Raw genomic sequence first — 22,996 nt, forward strand, 5'->3', positions numbered from 1 at the left:
CGTTGTGGATCAGGCGCCGGGAGGCGCGCGAATATGGGGGCCAGGGTTCGAGGCCCCGCCAAGATACGCAGCGAACTCGCGGAAAATCCGCCCGTCCGACGAACGGGGAAGTTCGAGTTCGAGCGATGCCGGCAAGAGCGCCGGCAAGCCATCATCGGCCGCGGACTTGGCGTCCTTGCGCTCGGCCGTAAACCGAAGGTCTGAAAGCGGTGTCGCCCGCGAGAGTTGCCGGGCGGCGGGACGGTCAGTCGAACCGGTGTCGGTGACGTTGCCGGCCTGGGCACCGGAGGCCGAACGGGACGGGATGCTCTGTCCGACCGAGATGACCTGCATTGCGAAGGAGGCGCAGAACAGCCACAGCACAGCGAGAAGCCGGCCGGCCTGTATGTTCTTGCTGCCACCACTCATGCGGTCCATCGAGGACGCGGTCCCTTTCCCTGGCGATTGCACGCCAGCGAGACGAAAATTGAGCCCGAATGCCCGATCTTACCTAGAGAACGTGGCCGGAATCGAGCATGGGCGCCTTTAACACCATTCCGGGCCGGAAAAGTCAAATCCGGCCCGTTTCGTGGTTGTCGTTGCTCAGGCCGTGATGCCGCTCGTTCGCCGCTCGTGGATCTCGATAAGCGACGGTCCCTTGCGCTTCGCCGCCTCGGCGAGCGCCTGTGAGAGATCGGCGACGGAAGCAAGCCGCCGTCCCTCGACGCCATAGGCCTTCGCCGCCATCAGGAAGTCCGGCGCCGAAGGCTTGACGCCCTCCGGCGTAACGCCGGCATCGACCATGTAGCTTTCGATTTCCTGGTAACCGTCATTGTTCCAGACGAGGAAGATGACCTGCGCCTGCGCATCGACGGCAGACCCGATTTCAGCGAGCGAAAACTGGAAGCCACCGTCGCCGACGAGGCAGACGACCGGCCGAGACGGATCGGCGACGGCTGCACCGACGGCTGCTGGCGGCGCATAGCCCAGAGAACCGTAACCGGTCGCCGAATTGAACCAGCTACGCTGCCGCGGTGCATCACAGTAGAGGTTGCCGGCATAGACGGCCTGGGTCGAGTCGCCGACGACGGTGCAATCCGGCAGGGCCTTGTAGATGGTGTCGATGATGCCGATCTCGGCCCGCATCTTCGGCGTCAGTTCCTTCAGCGCCGCCCTCCGCGCCGTTTCGGCCCGTCCCGCGCCATCCTTCGCAGCATGACCGGGGAGCAAGGCGAGGATGCCCGCCGTCGCCGCCTTGGCGCCGGAGAGGATGGAGAGCGCCGCATGCGGCCCGCGCGCGAGCTGCGCCGCATCGATGTCGGTGCGGATCAGGTTGCGCAGGGCCGGAAAGCCGCCATCGGCATACATGTCGTAGTCGGTCTGGCCCATTTCGGTGCCGAGCGCCAGCACCAGGTCGGCCTCCTTCAGCAGCGACCGCACCGCCTTCAGGCTGGGGCTCGCAGGAACCCTCAAGGGACTGCCCGAGAACATGCCGCGAGCATTGACAGTGGTGACGACGGGCGCACCGATCTTTTCGGCAAGCTCCGCAACTTCCGCCTCCGCCGTCAGCGCGCCGCCGCCGCAGATGATGACCGGGCGCGAGGCGTCGGCGCAGAGGATCGCCGCGCGCTGCAGCGTCTCGCTGTCGGAGCGCGGCCGGGTGGCCGTTGCCGGCCGCAGCGCCTGCGGCGTGATCTTCGCCGACATCACGTCGGTCGGGATCTCGATATGCACCGGTCCCGGCCGACCGGAGACGAGCACCGAGAAGGCGCGGTCGACGACGAAAGGCAGGTCTTCCGGATTGAGGAGCGTGTGCGAATAGAGCGCCAGCGTCTTCATCATGCCGTGCTGGTCGGGCAGCTCGTGCAGCAGGCCGCGCCCATGGCCGAGCGAATCGCGGCGATTGACGCCTGAAATCACCAGCATCGGGATCGAATCCTGGCGCGCCTGCGCCATCGCCGTGATCGTGTTCGTGAGGCCAGGCCCGGTGATGACGAGGGCAACGCCCGGCTTGCCGCTGACGCGGGCATAGCCGTCGGCCATGAAGCCGGCGCCCTGTTCATGCCGTGGCGTCACGTGGCGGATCTTGGATGCCGCGAGGCCCCGGTAGAGCTCGACCGTGTGCACGCCGGGAATGCCGAAAACCACCTCGACGCCATTGGCCTCGAGCAGGTCGACCAGGACTTCTCCAACCGTTCTTTCCATGGTCATGCGCGGCGCTCCTTGCGCAGGCTGGCCCGTTCGGCAAGGGCCTTGATGCGGCGGCAGGCCTCGTCGATGGCACCATCGGGCACGGTCAGGCTGACGCGCAGATAGTTCTGTGCTTCATCGCCAAAGGACGATCCGGGCATGACGGCAACCCCCTCTTCTTCGAGCAGCGCCCAGGCAAACGCATCGCCGTCGAGACCGGTTCCGGAAACATCAATCAAGATGAACATGCCGGCTTCCGGCGCGAACACCTCGATGCCGGGCGCCCCGGCAAGGCCGGCGACGATCTGCTCTGCCCGCGACTTGTAGGACAAGCGCATCCGGCGCGCCGTATCTATGTCATGCGTCAGGGCATAGGCCGTCATGTCCGCGATGAAGGGCTGCGTGCCGAAAAGCATCGTTTCGGAGACCGGCAGCAGCCGCTCGGTGAACTCGACCGGGCCGACCGCCCAGCCGCTGCGGAAGCCGGGCGCGGCGTGCGACTTGGAGATCGACGAGACGACGATCGTGCGTTCGGCGAGATCCGGATTGTCGAAGGGCGAGGCAAAGACGGCGTCGAACACCAGCTCCTCATAGACCTCGTCGCAGACGATCCAGAGATCGTGACGGCGCGCGACCTCGCCGATCGCGGCAATTTCTTCCGCCGTCAGCACGGCGCCGGTCGGATTGTGTGGCGTATTCAGCAGCAGCACGCGGCTCTCCGGTGTGATCGCTTTTTCCAGATCTTCGGCCTGCATGTGGAAGCCGAATTCCGGCTTCAGCGGCACCAGCACCGGATGCGCGCCGGTCGAGCGGATCACGCCTTCATAGGTCGCATAGAGCGGATCGCCGACGAGAACGGCATCGCCGGCCTCCGCCAACCCGAGAATCACGGCGAAGAGAGCCGTCTGCGTGCCGGGGAAGCAGAGCACGTTCTCGTTCGTCACATCGGCACGGCGACGACGGTATTTCTCCGCGACGGCCGCCACGACCGTCGGTTCACCGCGGCCGTTGGAGTAGCGATAGCGCCCCGCATTCATCGCGCGCTGGCATTCATCGAGCAGGGCGCGGTCCGGCGGAAGATCCGGTTCGCCGATCGTCAGTTCGATGATGTCGGCACCACTCGCCTTCAATTGGCGGGCACGGATATGCAGCGACCATTTGCCCGAACCAAGATCGGCAAGACGTTCGGTGATGGACGCGTAGCGCATGGTGCTTTCTCCCGTTTTCATTGTTTTGCAGTTCCGATCTTCGTGCCGAGCAGCGCTTCGACCGAAGACATGGCGATGGCGACGAGCTCGCCTTCGCGAAAGAGATCGCCGGCAAGGCAGCCCTCGACCCAGAGGCCGTCGACCAACCCATTGATGGCGATGGCGAAGGCCCGGCAGGTTTCGGCGTCGGCCGGCTTGCCTTTGGTCGCAAGGAAATCGGCAAGCAGTTCCTGCAGCGAATTGCGAAAGGCGAGATAGCCTTCGCGGTGGATCTCCGACAGCACCGGATCGACCCGGACCTGGCTGATGAAGGCGGCCCAGAGCGAGATGCTGCGGCTGTCTGCCACCGGCTCGGTGAGGTTGATCGCGATGAAATCCCGGAGCCGGGTTTCCGGATCGCCCTCGACCTTGCTCGCCTTTTCGGTGAGCGAGGCGATGACGGCGCGATAGGCCTCGGCAACCATCTGGTCCTTCGATTCGAAGTAGTGGCGCACCAGCCCGGCGGTCACGCCGGCGCGGATTGCGATCTGCCGAACGGTTGCGCCCTTCAGCCCGAATTCCGAGATGCAGTCGAGCGTCGCTTCGATCAATTCCTGGCGGCGCTCGCCTTCCGGCGCGCGGTGAAAACTGCGTCTGTTCATGCGGCACTCTGCTCTCGAACCGGCGCGAAATGCTGTTCAGGCGCGGTCGGCAAAGGCTTCGGCCAGAACGGCGGCATGGGCGGCTCCTACGGGAAATCGAACGATCGGCGGGCGTCAAAAAATCGACGACGTCTATTATTATACGCTTGAACAATAGCGGCACAAGTGCAACCATGCCGGCCAACAAAAACCCGTGACAGGCCAAAGATGCCGCACGGAAGACGACAGGGGAACTGTTTCGATGCTGACAGAAAAAGCTCGCAGAGCCATGGGAGCGGCGCGCCGATGACGGATGCGGCCCAGGCAATCGCGGTCACTGACCTGCACAAGCGTTTCGGGCCATTGGAAGTGCTGAAGGGAGTTTCGCTCACAGCGAAGCAGGGCGACGTGATCGCCATCATCGGCGGCAGCGGTTCCGGCAAATCCACTTTCCTTCGCTGCATCAACCTCCTCGAACTCCCCTCCGCCGGTAGCGTCAGCGTGCATGGCGAAAAGATCCGGATGAAATCCGACGGTCGCGGCGGCCTGGTGCCGGAGGACCGCAAACAGGTCCAGCGCATCCGCAGCCAGCTCGGCATGGTGTTCCAGAGCTTCAATCTCTGGCAGCACATGACCATCCTTGAAAACGTCATCGAGGCCCCGATCCATGTGCTCGGCAAGCCGAAGGCGGAAGCGGTCGCCACCGCCGAAACCCTGCTGAAACGCGTCGGCCTCTACGAGAAACGCGACGCCTACCCGGCCTTCCTTTCCGGCGGCCAGCAGCAGCGTGCCGCGATCGCCCGGGCGCTTGCCATCCAGCCGCTCGTCATGCTCTTCGACGAGCCGACCTCGGCACTCGATCCCGAACTCGTCGGCGAAGTTCTCACTGTCATCGGGGACCTCGCGCGCGAAAAGCGCACGATGATCCTCGTCACCCACGAGATGAAGTTTGCGCGCGACGTCGCCAACCACATCGTCTTCCTCCACAACGGCGTGATCGAAGAACAGGGCCCGCCTGAGGCCATCTTCGGCGCACCGAAATCGGAAAGACTCAAGAAGTTCATCAGTTCCATTCACTGAATTCCTGAATGCTAAACAACCAAAAAGGGGAACAGCATGAAGAAGGCATTGAAAGTCCTGGCCGTTGCGGCGGCGATCGCCGTGAGCGGCGGCGTCGCGGCGTCGGCGGAAGCGCTGAAGGTCGGCGTCGCAGCGGAGCCCTATCCGCCGTTCACAGCGCCTGACGCCAGCGGCAAATGGGAAGGCTGGGAAGTCGAGTTCATGAACGCAATGTGCTCCGAGGCCAAGCTCGAATGCGTGCTGACGCCCGTTGCCTGGGACGGCATCATCCCGGCACTGACGTCGAAGAAGATCGACATGATCATCAGTTCGATGTCGATCACCGACGAGCGCCTGAAGACCATCGATTTCTCCGACAAGTACTACAACACCCCGACCGGCATCATCGGCACCAAGGGCGTCGATATGAACTCCTCGCCGGAAGGGCTGAAGGGCAAGACGCTCGGCGTCCAGGTCTCGACGGTCCACCAGGCCTATGCCGCAAAGCACTTCGCGCCGGCGGGCGTCGAGGTCAAGGAATACCAGACGCAGGACGAGGCCAACAACGACCTCGCCGCCGGCCGCCTCGATGCGGTGCAGGCGGATGCCATCGCGCTCAAGGCGTTTCTGGCGACCGACCAGGGCAAGGAATGCTGTGAATACAAGGGCGACGTTGCCGAAGACGTCGCCGTGATCGGCCCGGGTGTCGGCGTCGGCCTGCGCAAGGGCGAAACCGAGCTCAAGGACAAGATCAACGCCGCCATCAAGGCGATCCGCGACAACGGCACCTACGATACGTTCTCGAAGAAGTACTTCGACTTCGACATCTACGGCGGATAAGGCGCGATCGGCCGGCGATCGAACCGTCGCAGCGCTTGTCGCGTCTGACAAAGACCGCAGCGCTGCAGCGATCGCCGGCCGGCGCCATCGGAGCTCGACGACGCATGGCTGCGGATTCCCTCATCAATTGGGGCCTGCTCTCGCTTTCAGCACCCGGCTGGGGCGGCGTATTGCTGCAAGGCTTTTTCAATTCCATCCAGATCGCCGTCGGCGGCTTCACGCTCGGCCTGGCGCTCGGCATCGGCGGTGCATTCGGCAAGCTCTATGGCGGCCCAGTCCTGCGCGATCTGCTCGAATGCTACACCACGGTCGTGCGTGCAGTGCCCGAGTTGGTGCTGATCCTCTTGCTCTATTATGCCGGCACCGACCTCCTCAATCAGGTTCTGGCGTTGTTTTCGGTTGGCCCGGTCGACATCAGCGGCCTGATGGCCGGCATCTTCGTCATCGGCGTCGTCCAGGGTGCCTATTCGACCGAAGTGTTGCGCGGCGCGATCAAGGCGGTGCCCGCCGGGCAGATCGAGGCGGCGCGCGCCTATGGCATGTCGCCGGCCATGGTTCTGCGCCGCATCACCCTGCCGGCGATGTTGCCCTATGCCATTCCCGGCCTCTCCAATCTCTGGCTGATCGCCACCAAGGACACGGCCCTTCTCGCCGTCGTCGGCTTCAGCGAGTTGACGCTGGTCACCCGCCAGGCGGCCGGCACGACCAAGGCCTATCTCCTGTTCTTCCTGGCGGCTGGCGCGCTCTACCTGGCGCTGACGCTCATCTCCAACGTCTTCATCGGCATGCTCGAACGCCATGCCCGACGCGGTTTTGCGGAGAGCCGATGACCGACGAAACCACCCACGCCGTTGCGTTTACGCCCGAAGACCTGCCGACGGCGAAGAGCTTCTTCCTGCCGCACCGCATCCTCATGATGCTGGTCTTTGCCGCCTTCGTCGTCGCCGTCGCCGTCTTCATGCGCTGGGACTGGCTGCCGCGCTACCTGCCACGGCTTGGCTGGGGCATCCTCGTCAGCCTGATGATGCTGTTCAGCACCGCCATCCTCGGCTTCCTGCTGGCGGTGCCGATCGGCCTCGTGCAGGTCACCGGCCCCTGGTTCCTGAAACTGCCGGCCAAGGTGTTTTGTACCGTGATCCGCGGCACGCCGCTGCTGTTGCAGCTCTGGCTGCTCTATTACGGTCTCGGCTCGCTGTTCCCGCAGTTTCCGGCGATCCGCCAGTCCTTCCTCTGGCCTTACCTGCGCGAAGCGTGGCCCTATGGCGTGGCGGCGTTGACCATTTCGTTTGCGGCCTATGAGGGCGAAGTCATGCGCGGCGCTTTTGCCGGCGTTCCGAACGGCGAGCTTGAGGCGGCGAAGGCCTATGGCATGGGCCGCTGGACGATGTTCCGCCGCATCTGGCTGCCGCGCGCCATCCATCGGGCTCTGCCAACGCTCAACGGCGAAACGGTGCTGCAGCTGAAATCGACGCCACTTGTCGCGACCGTGACCGTCGTCGACGTCTATGCGGTCATCTCCAAGGTGCGGCAGGAAACCTTCCTCACCTACGAACCGCTGCTTTTGCTCGCGCTCATCTACATGTGCCTCACCGGTATTCTGGTGGTGGCTTTCCGCACCTTCGAAAATCGCATACCAACCCGCGGTGCCTGACATGAAGCTTTCCCCCTCGATTACCAACGCCATGCCGGAACTCGTCGCCATTCGCCACGACCTGCATGCGCATCCGGAACTCGGACTGGAGGAGACGCGCACTTCCGCCTTCATCGCCAAGCACCTCGAAAGTCTCGGCTATGAGGTAACAACGGGGCTTGCGAAGACCGGTGTCGTCGGCACGCTCCGGAACGGCACCGGCAAGCGCTCGATCGGCATCCGCGCCGACATCGATGCGCTGCCGATCCTGGAAGAGACCGGGCTGGACTATGCCAGCAAGACCTCGGGCCTCATGCATGCCTGCGGCCACGACGGCCACACGACGATGCTGCTGGGTGCTGCCCGCGTGCTTGCCGAGCGGCGCAATTTCGACGGCACGATCCACCTGATCTTCCAGCCGGCCGAGGAGAATTTCGGCGGCGCCAAGATCATGATGGACGAGGGCCTGTTCGATCAGTTTCCCTGCGACGCCGTCTTCGCGCTTCACAACGAGCCGGGTCTGCCTTTCGGCCAGTTCGCCCTTAGAGAAGGCCCGATCATGGCCGCAGTCGACGAGGCGCGCATCACCGTGCATGGACGCGGCGGGCATGGCGCGGAGCCGCAGGAAACAGCAGATCCCATCGTCTGCGGCGCCTCGATCGTCATGGCGCTGCAATCGATCGTCTCGCGCAACATCCATCCGATGGATCCGACTGTGGTCACCGTCGGCGCCTTCCATGCGGGCTCGGCCAGCAACATCATTCCCGAACGCGCCGAGATCGTCGTCGGTATCCGCTCCTTCGAGCCCGATGTGCGCGACGAACTCGAACGCCGCATCCGCATGATCGCCGAGGCGCAGGCGACGAGCTTCGGCATGCGCGCGACCGTCGACTACCAGCGCAGCTACGATGCGACGATCAACCACAAGGCTGAGACGGACTTCGTCCGCGATCTCGCGGTCCGCTTCGCCGGCGCCGACAAGGTGGTCGATCTCGCCCGCCCCTTTATGGGCAGCGAGGATTTCGCCTATATGCTGAAGGAGCGGCCGGGGACCTACTTCTTCCTCGGCTCGAAGGTCAGCGACGACGACAGGCCGCTGCATCACCCCGGCTACAACTTCAACGACGACCTGCTGCCGATCGGCGCGGCTTTCTGGACGGAGCTTGCCGAGGCCTATCTCGCGCGCCGCTGATATCCCGCTCACCTTTCGCCAATATGCCGCAGCGCAACATTGCCGCAGTGTGACAACGTGGCGGACGCGCTGTCATTGACGTTTGGCAAATTTGGCGCAGATTCAAGTGCATGCTGAAAAGCCGGTGCAACCCCAGCATTTGCCTCGGCCAGAGGCCAAGACAGGTTCCCTGATCGACGATCGGTCACCGGACAAATGATGCAGCAGCCAGAGCATTGCGGCCTACGCTTCCGTGAGGCGTCGCATCCGCGTGTCTGAAAGGATTGCGCCCGTGTTTGAGAGTTTCGATGCGACCCTGCTCGCTCGCTTCCAGTTCGCCTTCACCGTTTCCTTCCACATCATCTTCCCCGCCTTTTCCATCGGGCTTGCGAGTTACCTCGCGGTGCTCGAAGGGTTGTGGCTGTGGAAGAAGGACGAGGTCTATCTCGAACTCTTCAATTTCTGGAAGACGATCTTTGCCGTCGCCTTCGGCATGGGCGTCGTTTCCGGCATCGTCATGTCGTATCAGTTCGGCACCAACTGGAGCGTCTTTTCCGACAAGGCCGGGCCGATCATCGGGCCGCTGATGGGCTACGAGGTGCTGACCGCCTTCTTCCTCGAAGCGGGCTTCCTCGGTGTCATGCTGTTCGGCCTCAACCGCGTCGGGCCGAAGCTGCATTTCTTGGCAACCGTCATGGTCGCCGTCGGCACGCTGATCTCGGCCACTTGGATCCTTTCGGCGAACTCGTGGATGCAGACGCCGGCCGGTTTCGCAATGAACGAGGCGGGCCAGTTCGTCCCGGTCGACTGGTGGGCGATCGTCTTCAACCCCTCCTTCCCCTATCGCCTCACCCATATGGTGCTGGCGGCCTATCTCACGACCGCCTTCGTCGTCGGCGCCTGCGGCGCCTGGCACCTCATCCGCAAGACGGCGCCGCGGCGGGCGCAAAAGATGTTTTCGATGGCAATGTGGATGGCGGCGATCGTCGCGCCGATCCAGATCTTCGCCGGCGACATGCATGGTCTCAACACGCTGGAGCACCAGCCGGCCAAGGTGATGGCGATGGAGGGGCACTACCAGAGCCATCCGGACGGCGCGCCGCTCATCCTCTTCGGCATTCCGAACTCGCCTGAAAAGCGCGTCGATTACGCGATCGAGATCCCGAAGCTTTCGAGCCTGATCCTGAAGCATGACCTGAACGCGCCGCTCGCCGGTCTCGATACGATCCCGGAAGAACTTCACCCGCCTGTTGGTATCGTGTTCTGGTCATTCCGGGTGATGGTCGGCCTCGGCTTCGCCATGCTCGGCATCGGGCTCTGGTCGCTCTGGTGTCGCTATCGCGGCACGCTCGACAGCAATGTCTGGCTGCACCGTGCCGCGATCGCCATGGGGCCCGCCGGCTTCGTCGCCGTGCTCGCGGGCTGGGTCACGACCGAAGTCGGCCGTCAGCCCTATACCGTCTACGGCCATCTGCTGACGGCAAACTCAGTGGCACCGATCGCGGCACCCGCGGTCGCCGCCTCGCTGATCGCCTTCATCATCGTCTATTTCTTCGTCTTCGGTGCCGGCACCTTCTACATCCTCCGGCTGATGGCGCGATTGCCGCGCGATCCGATGCCGGAACTCGGCGAAGGACCATTGCGCAGTTCCGGCATCATGCCGGGCCCCGCCATCCACAGCAGCCATGCGAACACCAAGGGAGGCCATCATGGAGTTTGATCTGCCGTTCATCTGGGCCGGCATCATCGCCTTTGCGGTGCTCGCCTATGTCATTCTCGACGGCTTCGACCTCGGTGTCGGCATCCTCTTCCCGTTCTTCCCCGAGAAGCACGACCGTGACGTGATGATGAATTCCGTCGCCCCGGTCTGGGACGGCAACGAGACCTGGCTGGTTCTTGGCGGCGGCGGCCTGATGGCGGTGTTTCCGCTGGCCTACGCGACCATCCTGCCCGCACTTTACGCGCCCATCATCGCCATGGTGATCGGCCTCATCTTCCGCGGCGTCGCCTTCGAGTATCGCTGGCGCACGCGGCGGGCCGAATATCTCTGGAACTGGGCCTTCTCCGGCGGCTCGATGCTGGCCGCCTTCGCGCAAGGGATCACGCTTGGCGCGCTCGTCCAGGGCATTCCGGTCGAGAACCGTGCCTATGTCGGCGGCTGGTGGGATTGGTTGACGCCGTTCTCGATCATGACCGGCATCGCCGTCGTCGTCGGCTATGCGCTGCTCGGCGCCACCTGGCTTGTGATGAAGACCCACGGCGACCTTGCCGACCGGGCCCGCGACCTCGCGCTCAAATGCTCCTTCGCCACCGTCGCCGCCATGGGCATCGTCAGCCTGTGGACGCCGTTCCTGGAGCCGCAGTATCTGGACCGCTGGTTCGGCTATCCGACGGCGATCTTCAGCGTCATCGTGCCGGCGCTCGTTCTCGGCTGCCTTTATGCGCTGATCACGGGTATCCGCAAGCGCCACGACAGCCGGCCGTTCATCGCCGCACTGGGCCTCTTCGTGCTCGGCTATGCCGGCATCGGCATCAGTTTCTACCCCTATATGGTGCCGCCATCGCTGACGATCTGGGACGCGGCCGCGCCTGAAGAAAGCCTCTCCTTCCTGCTTGCCGGCGCTTTGGTGCTGGTGCCGATCATTCTCGCCTACACCGCCTATTCCTACTGGGTGTTCCGCGGCAAGGTCGATCCGGAGGAGGGCTACCATTGACCAGCGAAACAGGAACCGGCCGCAAGCTTCTCTGGTTCGTCAGCCTCTGGTGCGCGGGGGTGGCGGCCGTCACCCTCGTCGGCCTTGCGATCAAGCTGATGATCGGAACGTAGTCGATCCATTGGAGCGGGATGCGGGCGGAAAACCGCAGACACTTTTCCTCATCCCGTTCTAAAAAGCCTCGCTCAAGCTTGGCCGGCTAACTTCCCTTAACACGTCAGCAGGCGATCGCCGCAGACGGAGACAGGACCGCACCCTCCTCCCCTGCAAAGCGATCGCCTGCTGAGGTGACCACCTCAAGGGTCGCCGGCTGCGACCCTGTTGCCCCTTCCAAGATAGCTCGCCGTTTGTTAGCAGTGCGCCGCAGAAGCGCCCCGCTTGCTGAGAGCCGAGGGACGCTCGAACATCCTGGGCCCGCGCTTGGCCGCATCCAGGCAATTGGACGAGACAGATGCAGAAAACCCCCGCGCAATGCGAAACCATGGCCGACGTGCGTGCCGAGATCGACCGTCTCGACCAGGCGCTGATGGCGCTGTTTGCCGAGCGCTGGGGCTATATTGACCGCGCGGCCGAGATCAAGGCGCCGCTGAAACTGAAGGCCGACATTCCGGCGCGGGTGATGGAAGTGCGCGAGAATGCCCGCAAGAACGCTGCCCGCGTCAACCTCGATCCTGATTTTTACGAAGACATCTGGGCGCGGCTGATCGGCCACGCGATCGCTCATGAGCAGAAGCTGCTTGGCGAAACCGGCGACGAATAACCTCGCCGCCTCGCTCTTTCAATCTACGGCCGTCAGCGCCCGAGAATGTAACCCTGGAGACGGTCCGCCGCTTCCTTCACGTGGCCCGGATCACGCAGGAAGCAGGCGCGCATGAACAGCGAGCCGCCGTCGCCGAACGCCGTTCCCGGCGCCAGGCCAACGCCGGTCTTGTCGACGATGTCGATCGCCGCCGCGCGCGAATCGGTGACGCCGTCGATCTTCAGGAACGCATAGAGCGCGCCGTCGGGTTTGAGCGTTTCCACCCGGTTGGTGGCGATCAGCGCGTCGCAGAAGACGTCCCGGTTCTTCGCCGCCTTGGCAACATTGGCATCGACAAAGGCGTCGCCCTCGTCGAGCGCCACGACGGCACCGCGCTGCATGAACTGGGCGACACCCGAGGTCGAATACTGCACCAGATTTTCGAGAACCTGGCCGATCGCGGGTGGAGCCACGATCCAGCCGACACGCCACCCGGTCATCGACCAGTTCTTCGAGAAGGAATTGACGAAAAGGATGCGGTCGCCTTCCTCCATCACGTCGAGGAAGGACGGCGCGCGGGCGCCGCCATAATAATAGAGCGCGTAGATCTCATCGGCGATGATCCAGAGCCCGTGCCTGCGCGCCAGCGTCAGGATCGCGGCCAGTTCGTCGCGGGTCGCGGTCCAGCCGGTCGGGTTCGACGGCGTGTTGATGAACAGCGCCTTGGTCTTCGGACCGATCGCCGCCTGCAGCCGATCGAGATCGAGTTGCCATTTGCCGTGTTCGAAACGAAGCTCCACCGAGACCGGGCGAACGCCGGAGAGATCGGCGGCGGCGGCAAAGTTCGGCCACGCCGGCGTCAGAAGCACCATCTCGTCGCCGGGCGAGGCGATCGCCTCGATCGAGAGCTTGATCGCCTGCATGCCGGAGCCGACGACGTAGAAATTCTCGGGCGAAAGCGACTTCTGAAAGCGCCTTTGATAGTAGCGCGACAGTGCCTCGCGCAGCGGCGGGATACCGCGCTGCCAGGTGTAGAAGGTCTCGCCGCCGGCAAGCGCATCGCGCGCAACGTCGCTGATGAAGGCAGGCGTCGGCAGGTCGCCTTCTCCGACCCACAGCGGGATCAGGCCATCGCGCCCGCGGGCATAGTTCACCACCTCGACGATGCCGCTTTCGGGTGCCGAAAGCGCACGGGGACTGATGGTGCTGAGGATGGTCATCGGCGGGCTCCGGATGCACGACGTTAAAGGCCGCGGCCTTTAGATCATCGTGAAAGATTCCAATGGACTAGAGCGCGTATCGATCGCTCCAGTTCGCCCGTTGCTTCTAGCCGCTTTCGCCAAGGCGATCACGCGACTTTATCTGACCGGTTTATCGATTTTTGTGATGTTTCGCGGCCCCGGCGAAGCCAGGGCCGCGAGGAAAGTCACGCGCGCTGCTTCAGCAGGTCGCGGATTTCACCGAGAAGCAGAATGTCTTCCGGCGGGGGCGCGGCCGGTGCTTCGTCCTTCTTCTTCTCCATCGAAGCGCGCATGCGATTCACCGCCTTGATCATCAGGAAGATGATCCAGGCAAGGATCAGGAAGTTGATGAGCACGGTGATGAAGTTGCCATAGGCAAAGACGGCACCCTGTTGACGGGCGGCGGCGAGAGACGTCGCCGTCACGTTCGCCGAGAGCGGCAGGAAATAATTGGAGAAATCGAAACCGCCGCCGGTCAGCGCACCGACGATTGGCATCACCAGGTCCTCGACGACCGACGTTACGATCTTGTTGAAGGCGGCGCCGATGATGACACCGACCGCGAGATCCATCACGTTCCCGCGGGCAATAAACTCCTTGAACTCATTCAGCATAAATCTCTCCGTATTATCCCCGTTTGAAAACGGCTGGCGGCGCTGTCCCGCGCTGCAAGCGTTTACGGAAACTAAACCAAAGCGGGCAGCGAGAAAACCTTTCTTTGCCTTTGGTCAATTGGCAGCGGATGGAGCAGGAACGGGAAGGCAGCCTGTGCTGGACACCGATTTCTCGTGTCGAGCCTTGAACTTAAGACTCATGCGGCAGGCAATTCTCAACCCGGCGGACTTGTCCTATGCTCCGCCCTGGAGGAATGAGGCATGCTTTCGGGTTCGGTCATCTTTGCCTCGGCCTTCGCCTATCTGCTGCTGCTGTTTGCAGTGGCTAGCTATGGCGACCGGCGGGCCAGGAGGAACAGCGCTGCGCTGAAGGGCAGACCGCTCGTCTATGCGCTGAGCCTTGCCATCTATTGCACCTCCTGGACCTATTTCGGCGGCATCGGCCTTGCTGCCGAACGCGGACTCGAGTTCACCGGCATCTATATCGGCCCGATCCTGATGTTCACGCTCGGCATGCCGCTGATCCGCAAGATCATCCGGCTGGCCAAAACCGAGAAGCTGACCTCCGTCGCCGACTTCATCGCCGCGCGTTACGGCAAGAACCCGGCGGTGGCCGCCATCGTCGCGCTGATCTCGCTGGTCGGCGCCATTCCCTATATCGCGCTGCAGCTGAAGGCGATTTCGAGCTCGGTCGCAGCGATGATCAACACCAGCGACTACGGCATCGGCGCCGGGCAGAGCTACGTCGATCTTCCCCTGCTCGTCACATTGTTTCTCGCCTGCTTCGCCATCGTCTTCGGCACGCGCCATACGGACGCAACGGAGCACCAGGACGGGCTGATCCTTGCGATCGCTATGGAATCGCTGGTCAAGCTGGTCGCGCTTGTCACCGCCGGCTTCTACATCGTCTTCGTCATATTCAACGGACCGGCTCACCTGTGGTCGCTGGCGGCAGAGAGCCCCGCCGTGCAGTCGGCGCTCTCCTACGAGACCCCTATCGCCCGTTGGGTGCTGTTGATCGTCACGTCGGCTTTCGCGATCATCATGCTGCCCAGGCAGTTCCACGTGACGGTCGTCGAAAACCGCACCGAAGGCGAGCTTCGCACCGCCGGCATCCTCTTTCCGCTCTACCTGATCGGCATCAATCTCTTCGTGCTGCCGATCGCGATAGCCGGCATCCTCACCTTTTCCGGTTCCGGCGACGCGGATCTCTACCTGCTGACCTTGCCGCTCGCCAACGGCCTGCCGGTGCTGACGCTGATCACCTTCATCGGCGGTTTTTCGGCGGCGACCGCGATGGTGATCGTCGCATCCGTGGCGCTGTCGATCATGATCTCCAACGATATCGTCATGCCGGTGTTCCTGCGCCGCAACCTCAGCCAGCGCGGCGGCTTGCAGGAAAACCTCGCGGGAACGCTGCTCAACATTCGCCGTTCGGCGATCTTCGTGGTGTTGTTGCTCGGCTATGGCTACTACCGCTCCGCCGATATCAGCGCCGGCCTCGCCTCGCTCGGCCTTCTGTCTTTCGTCGCCATCTCGCAGATGGCGCCGGCGCTGCTCGGCGGCCTCATCTGGCGACAGGCCAATGCCCGCGGCGCGATCACCGGCATGGTCTCGGGCTTCCTCGTCTGGGCCTATCTGCTCTTCCTGCCGAGCCTTGGCGGACCCGACAATTCCCATGTGGCGACGACGATCTTAAGCTTCCTGTTGCCGTTCACCGACCTCTTCTCCGGCCCCAACGCCGATCCGCTGGTCAACGCGACGGCGCTCAGCCTGCTCGTCAACTGCGCCACCTATGTTCTCGGATCGCTGACCCGCACACCGAAGCCGATCGAACGCTTCCAGGCCGGCGTGTTCATCACCCGGCGGTCGCGAACCGAAGGCGCCTTTCGCGGCCGCAAGACCAAGGTCACGGTGCGCGACCTCAAGGCGACGATCGCCCGTTACATGGGTGCTGAGCGCATGCAGCGCTCGTTCCATACGTACGAGCGCCAGACCGGCCGCTGGCTGGACGACAATGCGCCAGCTGACATGGCGGTGGTGCATTTCTCCGAGCAACTGCTCGGCAGCGCCATCGGCTCGTCCTCCGCCCGGCTGGTGCTTTCCCTGGCGCTGCAGCGCGGCGACGACACATCGTCCGAGACGGCCTGGCTGCTCGACCAGGCGAGTGAGGCGCTGCAATACAATCAGGATATGCTGCAGACTGCGCTCTCGCAGATGGACCAGGGCATCGCCGTCTTCGACAATGCCAACAACCTGATCATCTGGAACCGGCGCTTCCGCCAGCTTCTCGACCTGCCGGAGGCAGCCGGCCAGGTCGGCTTCCCGCTTGCCGATATCGTCTCGATCCTCACCAAGCGCGGCGATATTCGCAAGGATCAGGAAAAGGGGCTGATCGCCAACTTCCTGACGCTCGACAAACCCTTCCTGCTCGAACTGGGCAACGGCGAGCGCATCATCGAAGTGCGCACCAACGCCATGCCCGACAAAGGCATCGTCACCACCTATACCGACATCACCCAGCGCGTCGCCGCCGACATGGCGCTGAAGCAGGCGAACGAGACACTGGAACTGCGCGTGGCCGAGCGCACCGGCGAATTGACCCGGGTGAACCGGGAGCTCGCCGAGGCGCGCGCGGCCGCGGAAGAGGCCAATATCGGCAAGACGCGGTTCTTCGCCGCCGCCGGCCACGATATCCTGCAGCCGCTGAACGCCGCCCGCCTCTATTCCTCGTCGCTCGTCGAGCGGCTCGGCGAGTCCGACAACAGCACGCTGGTCGAAAACATCGATTCCTCGCTGGAATCGGTCGAGGCCATCCTTGGTGCCGTGCTCGACATATCGCGCCTCGACACCGGCGCCATGAAGGCGCGGATACAGTCCGTTCCGCTCAACGAGCTGCTCAGAAGGATCGAGACGGATTTCGCCCCGATGGCGCGGGCCAAGGATCTCGAACTCATTATCATGCCGACATCGCTCGTCGTGCGCAGCGATCCGAACCTGCTGCGCCGCGTCGTCCAGAACCTCGTCTCCAACGCGATCAAATACACCCTGGCCGGCAAGGTGCTCGTCGGGGTGCGCAGGCATGGCGCCATGGCGACGATCGAGGTGCTCGATTCCGGCATCGGCATTCCCCAGTCGAAGTTCCGCACCGTCTTCAAGGAATTCGCCCGGCTCGACGAAGGCGCCCGCACGGCGTCCGGTCTTGGGCTCGGCCTTTCGATCGTCGACCGCATCTCGCGCGTGCTCAACCATCCCGTCAGCCTGCAATCGACGCCCGGCAAGGGCACGGGCTTCAAGGTGACCCTGCCACTTGATGCCAGCGCCGGCGAACGGGTCGCTGTCCGTCCGGTGCCACAGAGCAAGGCAAGCGAGGCGCTGAACGGCCTGCGGGTGCTTTGCATCGACAACGAACCTCGGATCCTCGAGGGTATGCGGGTGCTGCTGTCAGGTTGGGGCTGTATCGTGAGTACGGCGGAATCGCTTTCTGCCTGTTCAGAATTCGGCGTGGAGCCCGGCGAGAAGCCACACGCCGTCATCGCCGATTATCACCTCGACGACGGGACCGGCATCGAGGCGGTCGCCCGCATTCGGGCATCGACCGGCGAAGCGACGCCGGCGCTGCTCGTGACGGCCGACCGCTCGCCGGAAGTGCGCGCCGCGGCCGAACGCGACGGCATCGCGATCCAGAACAAGCCGGTGCGCCCGGCGGCGATGCGCGCCTGGCTGACGCAACTTTCGACGGCGGCACGAACGGCTGCGGAATGAACGGCTCCCACGTTGTGGGGCCGCCTGGGACGAGAGAAATCACAAAGCCAAGGCCGGCCGCATCAGGCGGCGGCGACGGTGCCGATCTTCGAAAGCTGGATGACCGCCTGGGTGCGGCTGTCGACATTGAGCTTTAGCAGGATTGCCGAGACATGCGCCTTGATCGTCGCCTCGGAGACGCCGAGTTCGTAGGCGATCTGCTTGTTGAGCAGGCCCTCGCCGAGCATGCTGAGGACGCGGGACTGTTGCGGCGTCAAGGTCTGCAGGCGCTGGAGCAGATCGGCGACCTCGGGTTCGTATTCCTGGGCCTGGTCGTAGCCCGCGGGAACGAAGACCTCGCCGGCCATCACCTTCTCGATCCCCTCGCGGATTTCCTCGATGCCGGCCGATTTCGAAAGAAAGCCGGACGCGCCGAGATCGAGCGCGCGATGGATCGTCGCCGGGTCGTCATGGGCGGAAACCACCATGACCGGCAGGCTCGGAAATTCGGCGCGAAGTGCGATCAGACCGGAAAGCCCGCTGACGCCGGGCATGGTCAGGTCGAGCAGCATGAGATCGGCGTCAGGGTTGTCGGCCGCCGCCTTGCGCGCGGCTGCGAAATCGCCGGCTTCGACGATGGCGGGCGCGCCGTCCACGCCGCTCAGTGCCTGGCGCATTGCGCCCCGAAACAGCGGATGGTCGTCCGCGATGATGATGGTCATGTCCGGTGTCATGCTGCTCCCTCCCAAGAGCCCGGGCTGAAATCTGCACGCCCCCACGCGCCGATCCGCATCCCGCATGGCCGATCCGGAAACTCAGGTCTTCTGCGGCTCCTGAGCGGGGTCGCTGCCTTCGAGATCCTTCACGATATCCATGAACCTACGCATCATTCTTTCCATGATGCCCATTGCCCGGTCAATCTCTTCCTCAGCCGGAAGGTCCTGTTTTGCGACACTTTCACCGGCTTTGGCCGTCTTTTCCAAAGCCTCGACCCGCTTCGTCAGGAGGTCCAACTCCTGTTCAAAAGCGGCCCGCTCGTCGGCGGCCATGCGGCACACCAACTGGCCGTCCTTCTCCTGGCAGAGCGATACCTCGCCGGTCTGGGTATCGAGCCGGGCGATACCGGTGTCGGACTTCTGCATGCTGTAGCGTCCGGGGGACGGATCCTGCGCGCTGGCGCCGCCGGCCAGAGCCAATCCGGTACCGAGCAGAAGTATGGCAGCAGCGTTTTTCATGACATCTTCTCCGTTACGATCCTTGTCGGAACATCACATGTGCGCGAACGAGAAGAGCGAAATCGGTCTTCACCGCCGATTATGCGCGAATCGTCGTCCTTCTGCGATGGACAATCGCCGATATTTACGGCAAGGCCACGACAGAAGATTACGGGGACAGACGGGCACCATGGGTTCCATCATCTACAAAATCGTTCCGGCATTGCTGTGGCAGGAAGCCAAGCGCAGCGGACGCTTCGACGGCGCGCCGGTCGATCTCGCCGACGGCTACGTCCATTTTTCGACCGGTGAACAGGTGGTCGAGACGGCAGCGCGCTACTTCGAGGGACAGGAAGGCCTGCTTCTGGTCGCCGTCGACGGCGACGCACTTGGCGAAGAGCTGGTCTATGAACCCTCGCGCGGCGGCGCCCTCTTCCCACATCTCTATGCCCCCCTCTTCCTGTCGGCCGTTCTCTGGGAAAAGCCCCTGCCGCTCGGCGCTGACGGCGCGCATATCTTCCCGGAACTTGATGCATGAACCCGCTGACCAGCCTTGCCCGCCGCGGCCTTTTCCTCTTCGATCCGGAGGCCGCGCACGGCCTTTCGATCAAGGCGCTGAAGACCGGGCTCGTGCCGAACTGTCCCGCCAGGGCCGACAAGCGGCTTGCGCAGACAGTCGCTGGCATCGTTTTTCCGAACCCGATCGGCATGGCGGCCGGCTACGACAAGAATGCAGAGGTGCCGGAAGCACTTCTGAAGATCGGCTTCGGTTTCACCGAGATCGGCACCGTCACGCCGAAGCCGCAGGCAGGCAACGACAAGCCGCGCATTTTCCGCCTGGTCGAGGACGAAGCGGTGATCAATCGCCTCGGCTTCAACAATGAAGGCCATGGCGCAGCGCTGGCCCGGCTGAAGGCCTGTTCGCGCGATGCGCTGATCGGCGTCAATATCGGCGCCAACAAGGACAGCGCCGACCGCATCGCCGACTATGTCAGCGGCATCCATACGTTCTACTCGGTCGCCCGCTATTTCACCGCCAACATCTCCTCGCCGAACACGCCGGGTCTGCGCGACCTGCAGGCGCGCGAAAGCCTCGCCGCCCTGTTGTCGGCGGTGCTTGCCGCGCGCGACGAAGAGGCGCTGCGCAGCAATCGCCGCGTTCCCGTCTTCCTGAAGATCGCGCCCGATCTCACCGAAGAAGGCATGGACGATATCGCTGCCGAAGTGCTGGCACACAATCTCGACGGCCTGATCGTCTCCAACACGACGCTTTCGCGCGACGGCCTCAAGGATCAGGCCCAAGCGAAGGAGTCCGGTGGCCTCTCGGGCAAGCCACTGTTTGAAAAGTCGACGGCGGTACTTGCCCGCATGCGCAAGCGTGTCGGCCCGAAGCTGCCTATCATCGGCGTTGGCGGCGTCAGCTCGGCCGAAACCGCGGCCGAAAAGATCCGCGCCGGCGCCGATCTGGTTCAGCTCTATTCCTGCATGGTCTATGAGGGCCCTGCCCTGCCGGGCCGCATCGTACGTGGCCTCTCGGATCTCTGTGAGCGCGAGCGTCTCACCTCGATCCGCGATATCCGCGACAGCCGTCTCGACTACTGGGCCGGCAGGAACGTCTGACGCGCCTTCATCGGGATCCGCGACAAGAGGAACAGCCCGCGCATCAACAGGAACAGGTTGAGCCCCGCCCACAGGCCATGATTGCCGAAGGCGGGGACCAGCACGGCGAGCGCTGCGGCATAACCGACAAAGGCCGCCAGCATCATGTTGCGCATCTCGCGCGACCAGGTGGCGCCGATGAAGACGCCGTCCATCAGGAAGGCGAGCGCGCCGGTCATCGCCGTCACTGCCGCCCAGGGCAGATATTCGTAAGCCGCCGCGCGAACATCCGGGGCCGTCGTCAGAAGATCGATGAGCCTGCCGCCGAACAGCAGGAAGGCAACGGTCGTCACCAGTGCAAGCCCCAGCGACCAGGCCGCCGTCAGCCGCAGCGCACGGTCGAAGGCCGGGCGGTAACGGGCGCCGATCGAGCGGCCGATGAGCTGTTCCGCCGCATTGGCAAGGCCGTCGAGATAGTAGCCGGCAACGAGGAAGATCGTCATCAGCACCGCATTGGCGGCAAGCGTCACAGGCCCGAAGGCGGTGCCGATGCGGGTCATCAGCGTGAAGGCGGCCAGAAGCAGGAACGAGCGGATCATGATGTCGCGGTTGAGGCCGAAGAGCGGCTTCAGCCGTTCGCGATCGAAGATCTCGGCCCAGCTTGGCGCATCCTTGCGGTCGAAGCGGCCACAGACGATGGCAAAGCCGACGAGCGCGCCGATCACCTCTCCGGTAACGGTTGCGAGCGCCACTCCCATCACACCCCAGCCGAACACCAGGCCGAGCAGGATCGACAGCACGATGTTGATGCCGTTGATCAACGTCTGCAGCATCAGGCCGATGGTGCCTTCGCCGCGGCCGAGCACGAAGCCAAGGATGGCGTAGTTGGCAAGCGCCGCCGGTGCCGAAAGGATGCGACAGAGAAAGTAGGTGCTGGTGACATCAGCCACTTCAGGCTCCGGTCCCATCAGCCAGAGGCCGCCGGACAAAAGCACCGGCGAAACGAGCAGGCTGATCGTGCCGCAAACGAGCGCGATGATCAGCGAGCGCCAGAACACCGCCTGCTGCTCGCGCCGGTCGCCGCGGCCATAGGCCTGGGCAACCAGGCCCGTGGTCGCTGCCCGCAGGAAGTTGAAGCTGGTGAAGATCAGGTCGAACAGGATGGCGCCGACGGCAAGGCCCGCCAGCAAGGTTGCCTGCCCCATGCGGCCGACAACGGCAGTATCGACGAGGCCTAGCAAGGGCGTCGTCAGAAAGCCGAGCGTCATCGGCAGCGCGATCGCCAGGATCAGCCGATGGGTGACATGGAACGGGCCGGCAGCGTCGCTCGGCGAGGCGGAAGAGGCGGTCATCGAACGGTCCGGGCGTGGTAGGTGAGAGATGACCGTTTTAGGGAATGAGCATGGGGGGATGCAAGCGCGTCGTGCAGCTCGGCGAAAACGTCCCAATGCGGCAAGAGCCGTTCACCCTAGCCCTCTCCCCCGCAAGCGGGGAGAGGGGACGTGGCGAACGCAACGTCACCCCCGGCATCGACCGAAGGAAAGTCCGGATATCAGTCACAGTGAATTGGAAGGGCGCGGCAAGCCTCCTTCTCCCCGCCTGCGGGGAGATTGTCCGGGCAGGGGGATGAGGGGCGCAGTTCCATACGAATGTGGACGCTATCAGCCCGAAAGTACCATCGCCCAGAACGGACGGTTGCCGGAGGCTGCGTTATGCGCGACGGCAACGCCCAGGCCACGGTAATTGCCGAGCATGTTTTCGAGATGCTTGGGCGACCTGTACCAGGCGTCGTAGGCGCGTTCGGCATCGTCCTGGCCCACGGCGATGTTTTCGGCGGCCGGAAGCGTCACGCCCTGGCCCTTCATGCGGTCGTAGAAACTGTCGTTCCAGCCGATCAGGTGCTGCATCTTGCCGGCCTTGGCCATGCGCGCCGCCTGGTTCATCGCAGCGACGGACGCCGCATGGTCGGCAACGAGCTCGGTCAGGCCCTTGCCCTTGCGCAGCTTGTTGACATAACCGAGGCTCGCTGCCGTCTGGTCGCTGCCGGTGCCGCTTTCGGGCATCAGCACCTTGGACGTCGTGCAGCCGGCAAGGGCGCCGAGCGAGAGGATGGCGGTCGCACGCAGCAGGCCGCGGCGTTCGATCAGACGAAGGCGGTCCTGCATCGTCAACGCCGAAAGTTCAGGACGCGCAGGATGACGAAGGCCGGCACGACGATCACGGCGCCGAGCAGCAGATAGTCGCCCACCCGACCAAGCGCTGCAAAGCCGGTGTACCAGAGGTCGAGCAGGAAGTTGCGGACGGCGAAGTAGATATCGGTCGGATACCAGCCGAACATCCTCATCACGAAGCCGACGAGGATCGACACCACGATGAGCTTGACCAGCACACGCAGCGGCGAGTCACCCAAGAATCTGTTCATTCCGTCCGACAT

Annotated in this window: 22 protein-coding genes; 11 read left to right on the forward strand and 11 right to left on the reverse strand. The window is 63.8% G+C overall.

What is annotated here, in order from left to right; genetic code table 11:
* Nucleotides 1-9: 9 nt before the first annotated feature.
* From OVA00_RS16505 to OVA00_RS16520, 4 genes are all read right to left on the reverse strand, one after another.
* Nucleotides 10-417, reverse strand: a complete 408-nt coding sequence (locus tag OVA00_RS16505; protein ID WP_226020653.1) for a hypothetical protein — start codon at nucleotides 415-417, stop codon at nucleotides 10-12.
* 165 nt (nucleotides 418-582) lie between these two features.
* Nucleotides 583-2,190, reverse strand: a complete 1,608-nt coding sequence (locus OVA00_RS16510; protein ID WP_268089335.1) for a 5-guanidino-2-oxopentanoate decarboxylase — start codon at nucleotides 2,188-2,190, stop codon at nucleotides 583-585.
* Entirely contained in the window at nucleotides 2,187-3,377 is a 1,191-nt protein-coding gene (locus OVA00_RS16515; RefSeq protein WP_250806150.1) for a pyridoxal phosphate-dependent aminotransferase, read from the reverse strand. The genes OVA00_RS16510 and OVA00_RS16515 overlap by 4 nt, the downstream gene beginning before the upstream one ends.
* A gap of 17 nt (nucleotides 3,378-3,394) precedes the next feature.
* Nucleotides 3,395-4,018, reverse strand: coding sequence for a TetR/AcrR family transcriptional regulator (locus OVA00_RS16520; RefSeq protein WP_060581878.1), 624 nt, complete (start codon nucleotides 4,016-4,018; stop codon nucleotides 3,395-3,397).
* A 285-nt stretch (nucleotides 4,019-4,303) separates the two neighbouring features.
* On the opposite strand from OVA00_RS16520, the gene OVA00_RS16525 reads away from it, so the two are divergent.
* From OVA00_RS16525 to OVA00_RS16560, 8 genes are all read left to right on the forward strand, one after another.
* Nucleotides 4,304-5,077: an ABC transporter ATP-binding protein gene (locus OVA00_RS16525; protein ID WP_034797059.1), complete on the forward strand. Its 774-nt coding sequence runs from the start codon at nucleotides 4,304-4,306 to the stop codon at nucleotides 5,075-5,077.
* Nucleotides 5,078-5,113: 36 nt separating this feature from the next.
* Nucleotides 5,114-5,896, forward strand: a complete 783-nt coding sequence (locus OVA00_RS16530; protein ID WP_268089336.1) for a transporter substrate-binding domain-containing protein — start codon at nucleotides 5,114-5,116, stop codon at nucleotides 5,894-5,896.
* A gap of 104 nt (nucleotides 5,897-6,000) precedes the next feature.
* On the forward strand, nucleotides 6,001-6,726 hold the full coding sequence (locus OVA00_RS16535; RefSeq protein WP_034797065.1) for an ABC transporter permease: 726 nt from the start codon (nucleotides 6,001-6,003) through the stop codon (nucleotides 6,724-6,726).
* The gene (locus OVA00_RS16540) at nucleotides 6,723-7,547 is read left to right on the forward strand and encodes an ABC transporter permease (RefSeq protein ID WP_034797068.1); all 825 of its coding nucleotides are present in this window, start codon (nucleotides 6,723-6,725) and stop codon (nucleotides 7,545-7,547) included. Before OVA00_RS16535 ends, OVA00_RS16540 begins: the two co-directional genes overlap by 4 nt.
* A gap of 1 nt (nucleotide 7,548) precedes the next feature.
* A complete protein-coding gene (locus OVA00_RS16545) occupies nucleotides 7,549-8,718 on the forward strand; it encodes a M20 aminoacylase family protein (RefSeq protein ID WP_268089337.1) in 1,170 nt (389 codons plus the stop codon).
* Between the two features lie 271 nt (nucleotides 8,719-8,989).
* Nucleotides 8,990-10,417 carry a cytochrome ubiquinol oxidase subunit I gene (locus OVA00_RS16550; RefSeq protein ID WP_113506182.1) on the forward strand — a complete coding sequence of 476 codons (1,428 nt, stop codon included), beginning with the start codon at nucleotides 8,990-8,992 and terminating at the stop codon, nucleotides 10,415-10,417.
* Nucleotides 10,407-11,411: a cytochrome d ubiquinol oxidase subunit II gene (cydB, locus tag OVA00_RS16555; protein ID WP_090295002.1), complete on the forward strand. Its 1,005-nt coding sequence runs from the start codon at nucleotides 10,407-10,409 to the stop codon at nucleotides 11,409-11,411. The genes OVA00_RS16550 and cydB overlap by 11 nt, the downstream gene beginning before the upstream one ends.
* A gap of 451 nt (nucleotides 11,412-11,862) precedes the next feature.
* Nucleotides 11,863-12,171 carry a chorismate mutase family protein gene (locus OVA00_RS16560; protein ID WP_034797078.1) on the forward strand — a complete coding sequence of 103 codons (309 nt, stop codon included), beginning with the start codon at nucleotides 11,863-11,865 and terminating at the stop codon, nucleotides 12,169-12,171.
* Between the two features lie 32 nt (nucleotides 12,172-12,203).
* Here OVA00_RS16560 and OVA00_RS16565 read toward each other — a convergent pair whose 3' ends face one another.
* Nucleotides 12,204-13,370 carry a pyridoxal phosphate-dependent aminotransferase gene (locus OVA00_RS16565; RefSeq protein ID WP_060522328.1) on the reverse strand — a complete coding sequence of 389 codons (1,167 nt, stop codon included), beginning with the start codon at nucleotides 13,368-13,370 and terminating at the stop codon, nucleotides 12,204-12,206.
* Between the two features lie 206 nt (nucleotides 13,371-13,576).
* The gene (mscL, locus tag OVA00_RS16570) at nucleotides 13,577-14,005 is read right to left on the reverse strand and encodes a large conductance mechanosensitive channel protein MscL (protein ID WP_034797082.1); all 429 of its coding nucleotides are present in this window, start codon (nucleotides 14,003-14,005) and stop codon (nucleotides 13,577-13,579) included.
* A gap of 261 nt (nucleotides 14,006-14,266) precedes the next feature.
* Between mscL and OVA00_RS16575 the strand changes: the two genes are divergently transcribed.
* On the forward strand, nucleotides 14,267-17,770 hold the full coding sequence (locus OVA00_RS16575) for a PAS domain-containing hybrid sensor histidine kinase/response regulator (protein ID WP_134885722.1): 3,504 nt from the start codon (nucleotides 14,267-14,269) through the stop codon (nucleotides 17,768-17,770).
* A 62-nt stretch (nucleotides 17,771-17,832) separates the two neighbouring features.
* On the opposite strand, the gene OVA00_RS16580 is transcribed toward OVA00_RS16575, so the two are convergent.
* Both OVA00_RS16580 and OVA00_RS16585 read right to left on the reverse strand, forming a co-directional pair.
* A complete protein-coding gene (locus OVA00_RS16580) occupies nucleotides 17,833-18,483 on the reverse strand; it encodes a response regulator (protein ID WP_034797087.1) in 651 nt (216 codons plus the stop codon).
* A gap of 81 nt (nucleotides 18,484-18,564) precedes the next feature.
* Entirely contained in the window at nucleotides 18,565-18,984 is a 420-nt protein-coding gene (locus tag OVA00_RS16585) for a hypothetical protein (protein ID WP_268089338.1), read from the reverse strand.
* 169 nt (nucleotides 18,985-19,153) lie between these two features.
* Here OVA00_RS16585 and OVA00_RS16590 point away from each other — a divergent pair, with 169 nt between their 5' ends.
* Complete coding sequence (locus tag OVA00_RS16590) at nucleotides 19,154-19,501, forward strand: DUF952 domain-containing protein (RefSeq protein WP_218684995.1); 348 nt, start codon at nucleotides 19,154-19,156, stop codon at nucleotides 19,499-19,501.
* Entirely contained in the window at nucleotides 19,498-20,583 is a 1,086-nt protein-coding gene (locus OVA00_RS16595) for a quinone-dependent dihydroorotate dehydrogenase (protein WP_060522330.1), read from the forward strand. The genes OVA00_RS16590 and OVA00_RS16595 overlap by 4 nt, the downstream gene beginning before the upstream one ends.
* On the opposite strand, the gene OVA00_RS16600 is transcribed toward OVA00_RS16595, so the two are convergent.
* From OVA00_RS16600 to OVA00_RS16610, 3 genes are all read right to left on the reverse strand, one after another.
* A complete protein-coding gene (locus OVA00_RS16600; protein WP_268089339.1) occupies nucleotides 20,559-21,914 on the reverse strand; it encodes an MATE family efflux transporter in 1,356 nt (451 codons plus the stop codon). The genes OVA00_RS16595 and OVA00_RS16600 overlap by 25 nt on opposite strands.
* A 309-nt stretch (nucleotides 21,915-22,223) precedes the next feature.
* Nucleotides 22,224-22,727: a CAP domain-containing protein gene (locus OVA00_RS16605; RefSeq protein ID WP_268089340.1), complete on the reverse strand. Its 504-nt coding sequence runs from the start codon at nucleotides 22,725-22,727 to the stop codon at nucleotides 22,224-22,226.
* A 2-nt stretch (nucleotides 22,728-22,729) separates the two neighbouring features.
* Nucleotides 22,730-22,996, reverse strand: coding sequence for a DUF6460 domain-containing protein (locus tag OVA00_RS16610; protein ID WP_034797119.1), 267 nt, complete (start codon nucleotides 22,994-22,996; stop codon nucleotides 22,730-22,732).

Origin of the sequence: Ensifer sp. SL37 (assembly GCF_026672675.1) — a bacterium.
Classification (GTDB): Bacteria; Pseudomonadota; Alphaproteobacteria; order Rhizobiales; family Rhizobiaceae; genus Ensifer; species Ensifer adhaerens.

What these genes read in the sequence shown, in the direction of transcription:
- OVA00_RS16505 (WP_226020653.1), bottom strand. Translation starts at nt 417, where the DNA reads ATGGACCGCATGAGTGGTGGCAGCAAGAACATACAGGCCGGCCGGCTT.
- OVA00_RS16510 (WP_268089335.1), bottom strand. Translation starts at nt 2,190, where the DNA reads ATGACCATGGAAAGAACGGTTGGAGAAGTCCTGGTCGACCTGCTCGAG.
- OVA00_RS16515 (WP_250806150.1), bottom strand. Translation starts at nt 3,377, where the DNA reads ATGCGCTACGCGTCCATCACCGAACGTCTTGCCGATCTTGGTTCGGGC.
- OVA00_RS16520 (WP_060581878.1), bottom strand. Translation starts at nt 4,018, where the DNA reads ATGAACAGACGCAGTTTTCACCGCGCGCCGGAAGGCGAGCGCCGCCAG.
- OVA00_RS16525 (WP_034797059.1), top strand. Translation starts at nt 4,304, where the DNA reads ATGACGGATGCGGCCCAGGCAATCGCGGTCACTGACCTGCACAAGCGT.
- OVA00_RS16530 (WP_268089336.1), top strand. Translation starts at nt 5,114, where the DNA reads ATGAAGAAGGCATTGAAAGTCCTGGCCGTTGCGGCGGCGATCGCCGTG.
- OVA00_RS16535 (WP_034797065.1), top strand. Translation starts at nt 6,001, where the DNA reads ATGGCTGCGGATTCCCTCATCAATTGGGGCCTGCTCTCGCTTTCAGCA.
- OVA00_RS16540 (WP_034797068.1), top strand. Translation starts at nt 6,723, where the DNA reads ATGACCGACGAAACCACCCACGCCGTTGCGTTTACGCCCGAAGACCTG.
- OVA00_RS16545 (WP_268089337.1), top strand. Translation starts at nt 7,549, where the DNA reads ATGAAGCTTTCCCCCTCGATTACCAACGCCATGCCGGAACTCGTCGCC.
- cydB (WP_090295002.1), top strand. Translation starts at nt 10,407, where the DNA reads ATGGAGTTTGATCTGCCGTTCATCTGGGCCGGCATCATCGCCTTTGCG.
- OVA00_RS16560 (WP_034797078.1), top strand. Translation starts at nt 11,863, where the DNA reads ATGCAGAAAACCCCCGCGCAATGCGAAACCATGGCCGACGTGCGTGCC.
- OVA00_RS16565 (WP_060522328.1), bottom strand. Translation starts at nt 13,370, where the DNA reads ATGACCATCCTCAGCACCATCAGTCCCCGTGCGCTTTCGGCACCCGAA.
- mscL (WP_034797082.1), bottom strand. Translation starts at nt 14,005, where the DNA reads ATGCTGAATGAGTTCAAGGAGTTTATTGCCCGCGGGAACGTGATGGAT.
- OVA00_RS16575 (WP_134885722.1), top strand. Translation starts at nt 14,267, where the DNA reads ATGCTTTCGGGTTCGGTCATCTTTGCCTCGGCCTTCGCCTATCTGCTG.
- OVA00_RS16580 (WP_034797087.1), bottom strand. Translation starts at nt 18,483, where the DNA reads ATGACACCGGACATGACCATCATCATCGCGGACGACCATCCGCTGTTT.
- OVA00_RS16585 (WP_268089338.1), bottom strand. Translation starts at nt 18,984, where the DNA reads ATGAAAAACGCTGCTGCCATACTTCTGCTCGGTACCGGATTGGCTCTG.
- OVA00_RS16590 (WP_218684995.1), top strand. Translation starts at nt 19,154, where the DNA reads ATGGGTTCCATCATCTACAAAATCGTTCCGGCATTGCTGTGGCAGGAA.
- OVA00_RS16595 (WP_060522330.1), top strand. Translation starts at nt 19,498, where the DNA reads ATGAACCCGCTGACCAGCCTTGCCCGCCGCGGCCTTTTCCTCTTCGAT.
- OVA00_RS16600 (WP_268089339.1), bottom strand. Translation starts at nt 21,914, where the DNA reads ATGACCGCCTCTTCCGCCTCGCCGAGCGACGCTGCCGGCCCGTTCCAT.
- OVA00_RS16605 (WP_268089340.1), bottom strand. Translation starts at nt 22,727, where the DNA reads ATGCAGGACCGCCTTCGTCTGATCGAACGCCGCGGCCTGCTGCGTGCG.
- OVA00_RS16610 (WP_034797119.1), bottom strand. Translation starts at nt 22,996, where the DNA reads ATGTCGGACGGAATGAACAGATTCTTGGGTGACTCGCCGCTGCGTGTG.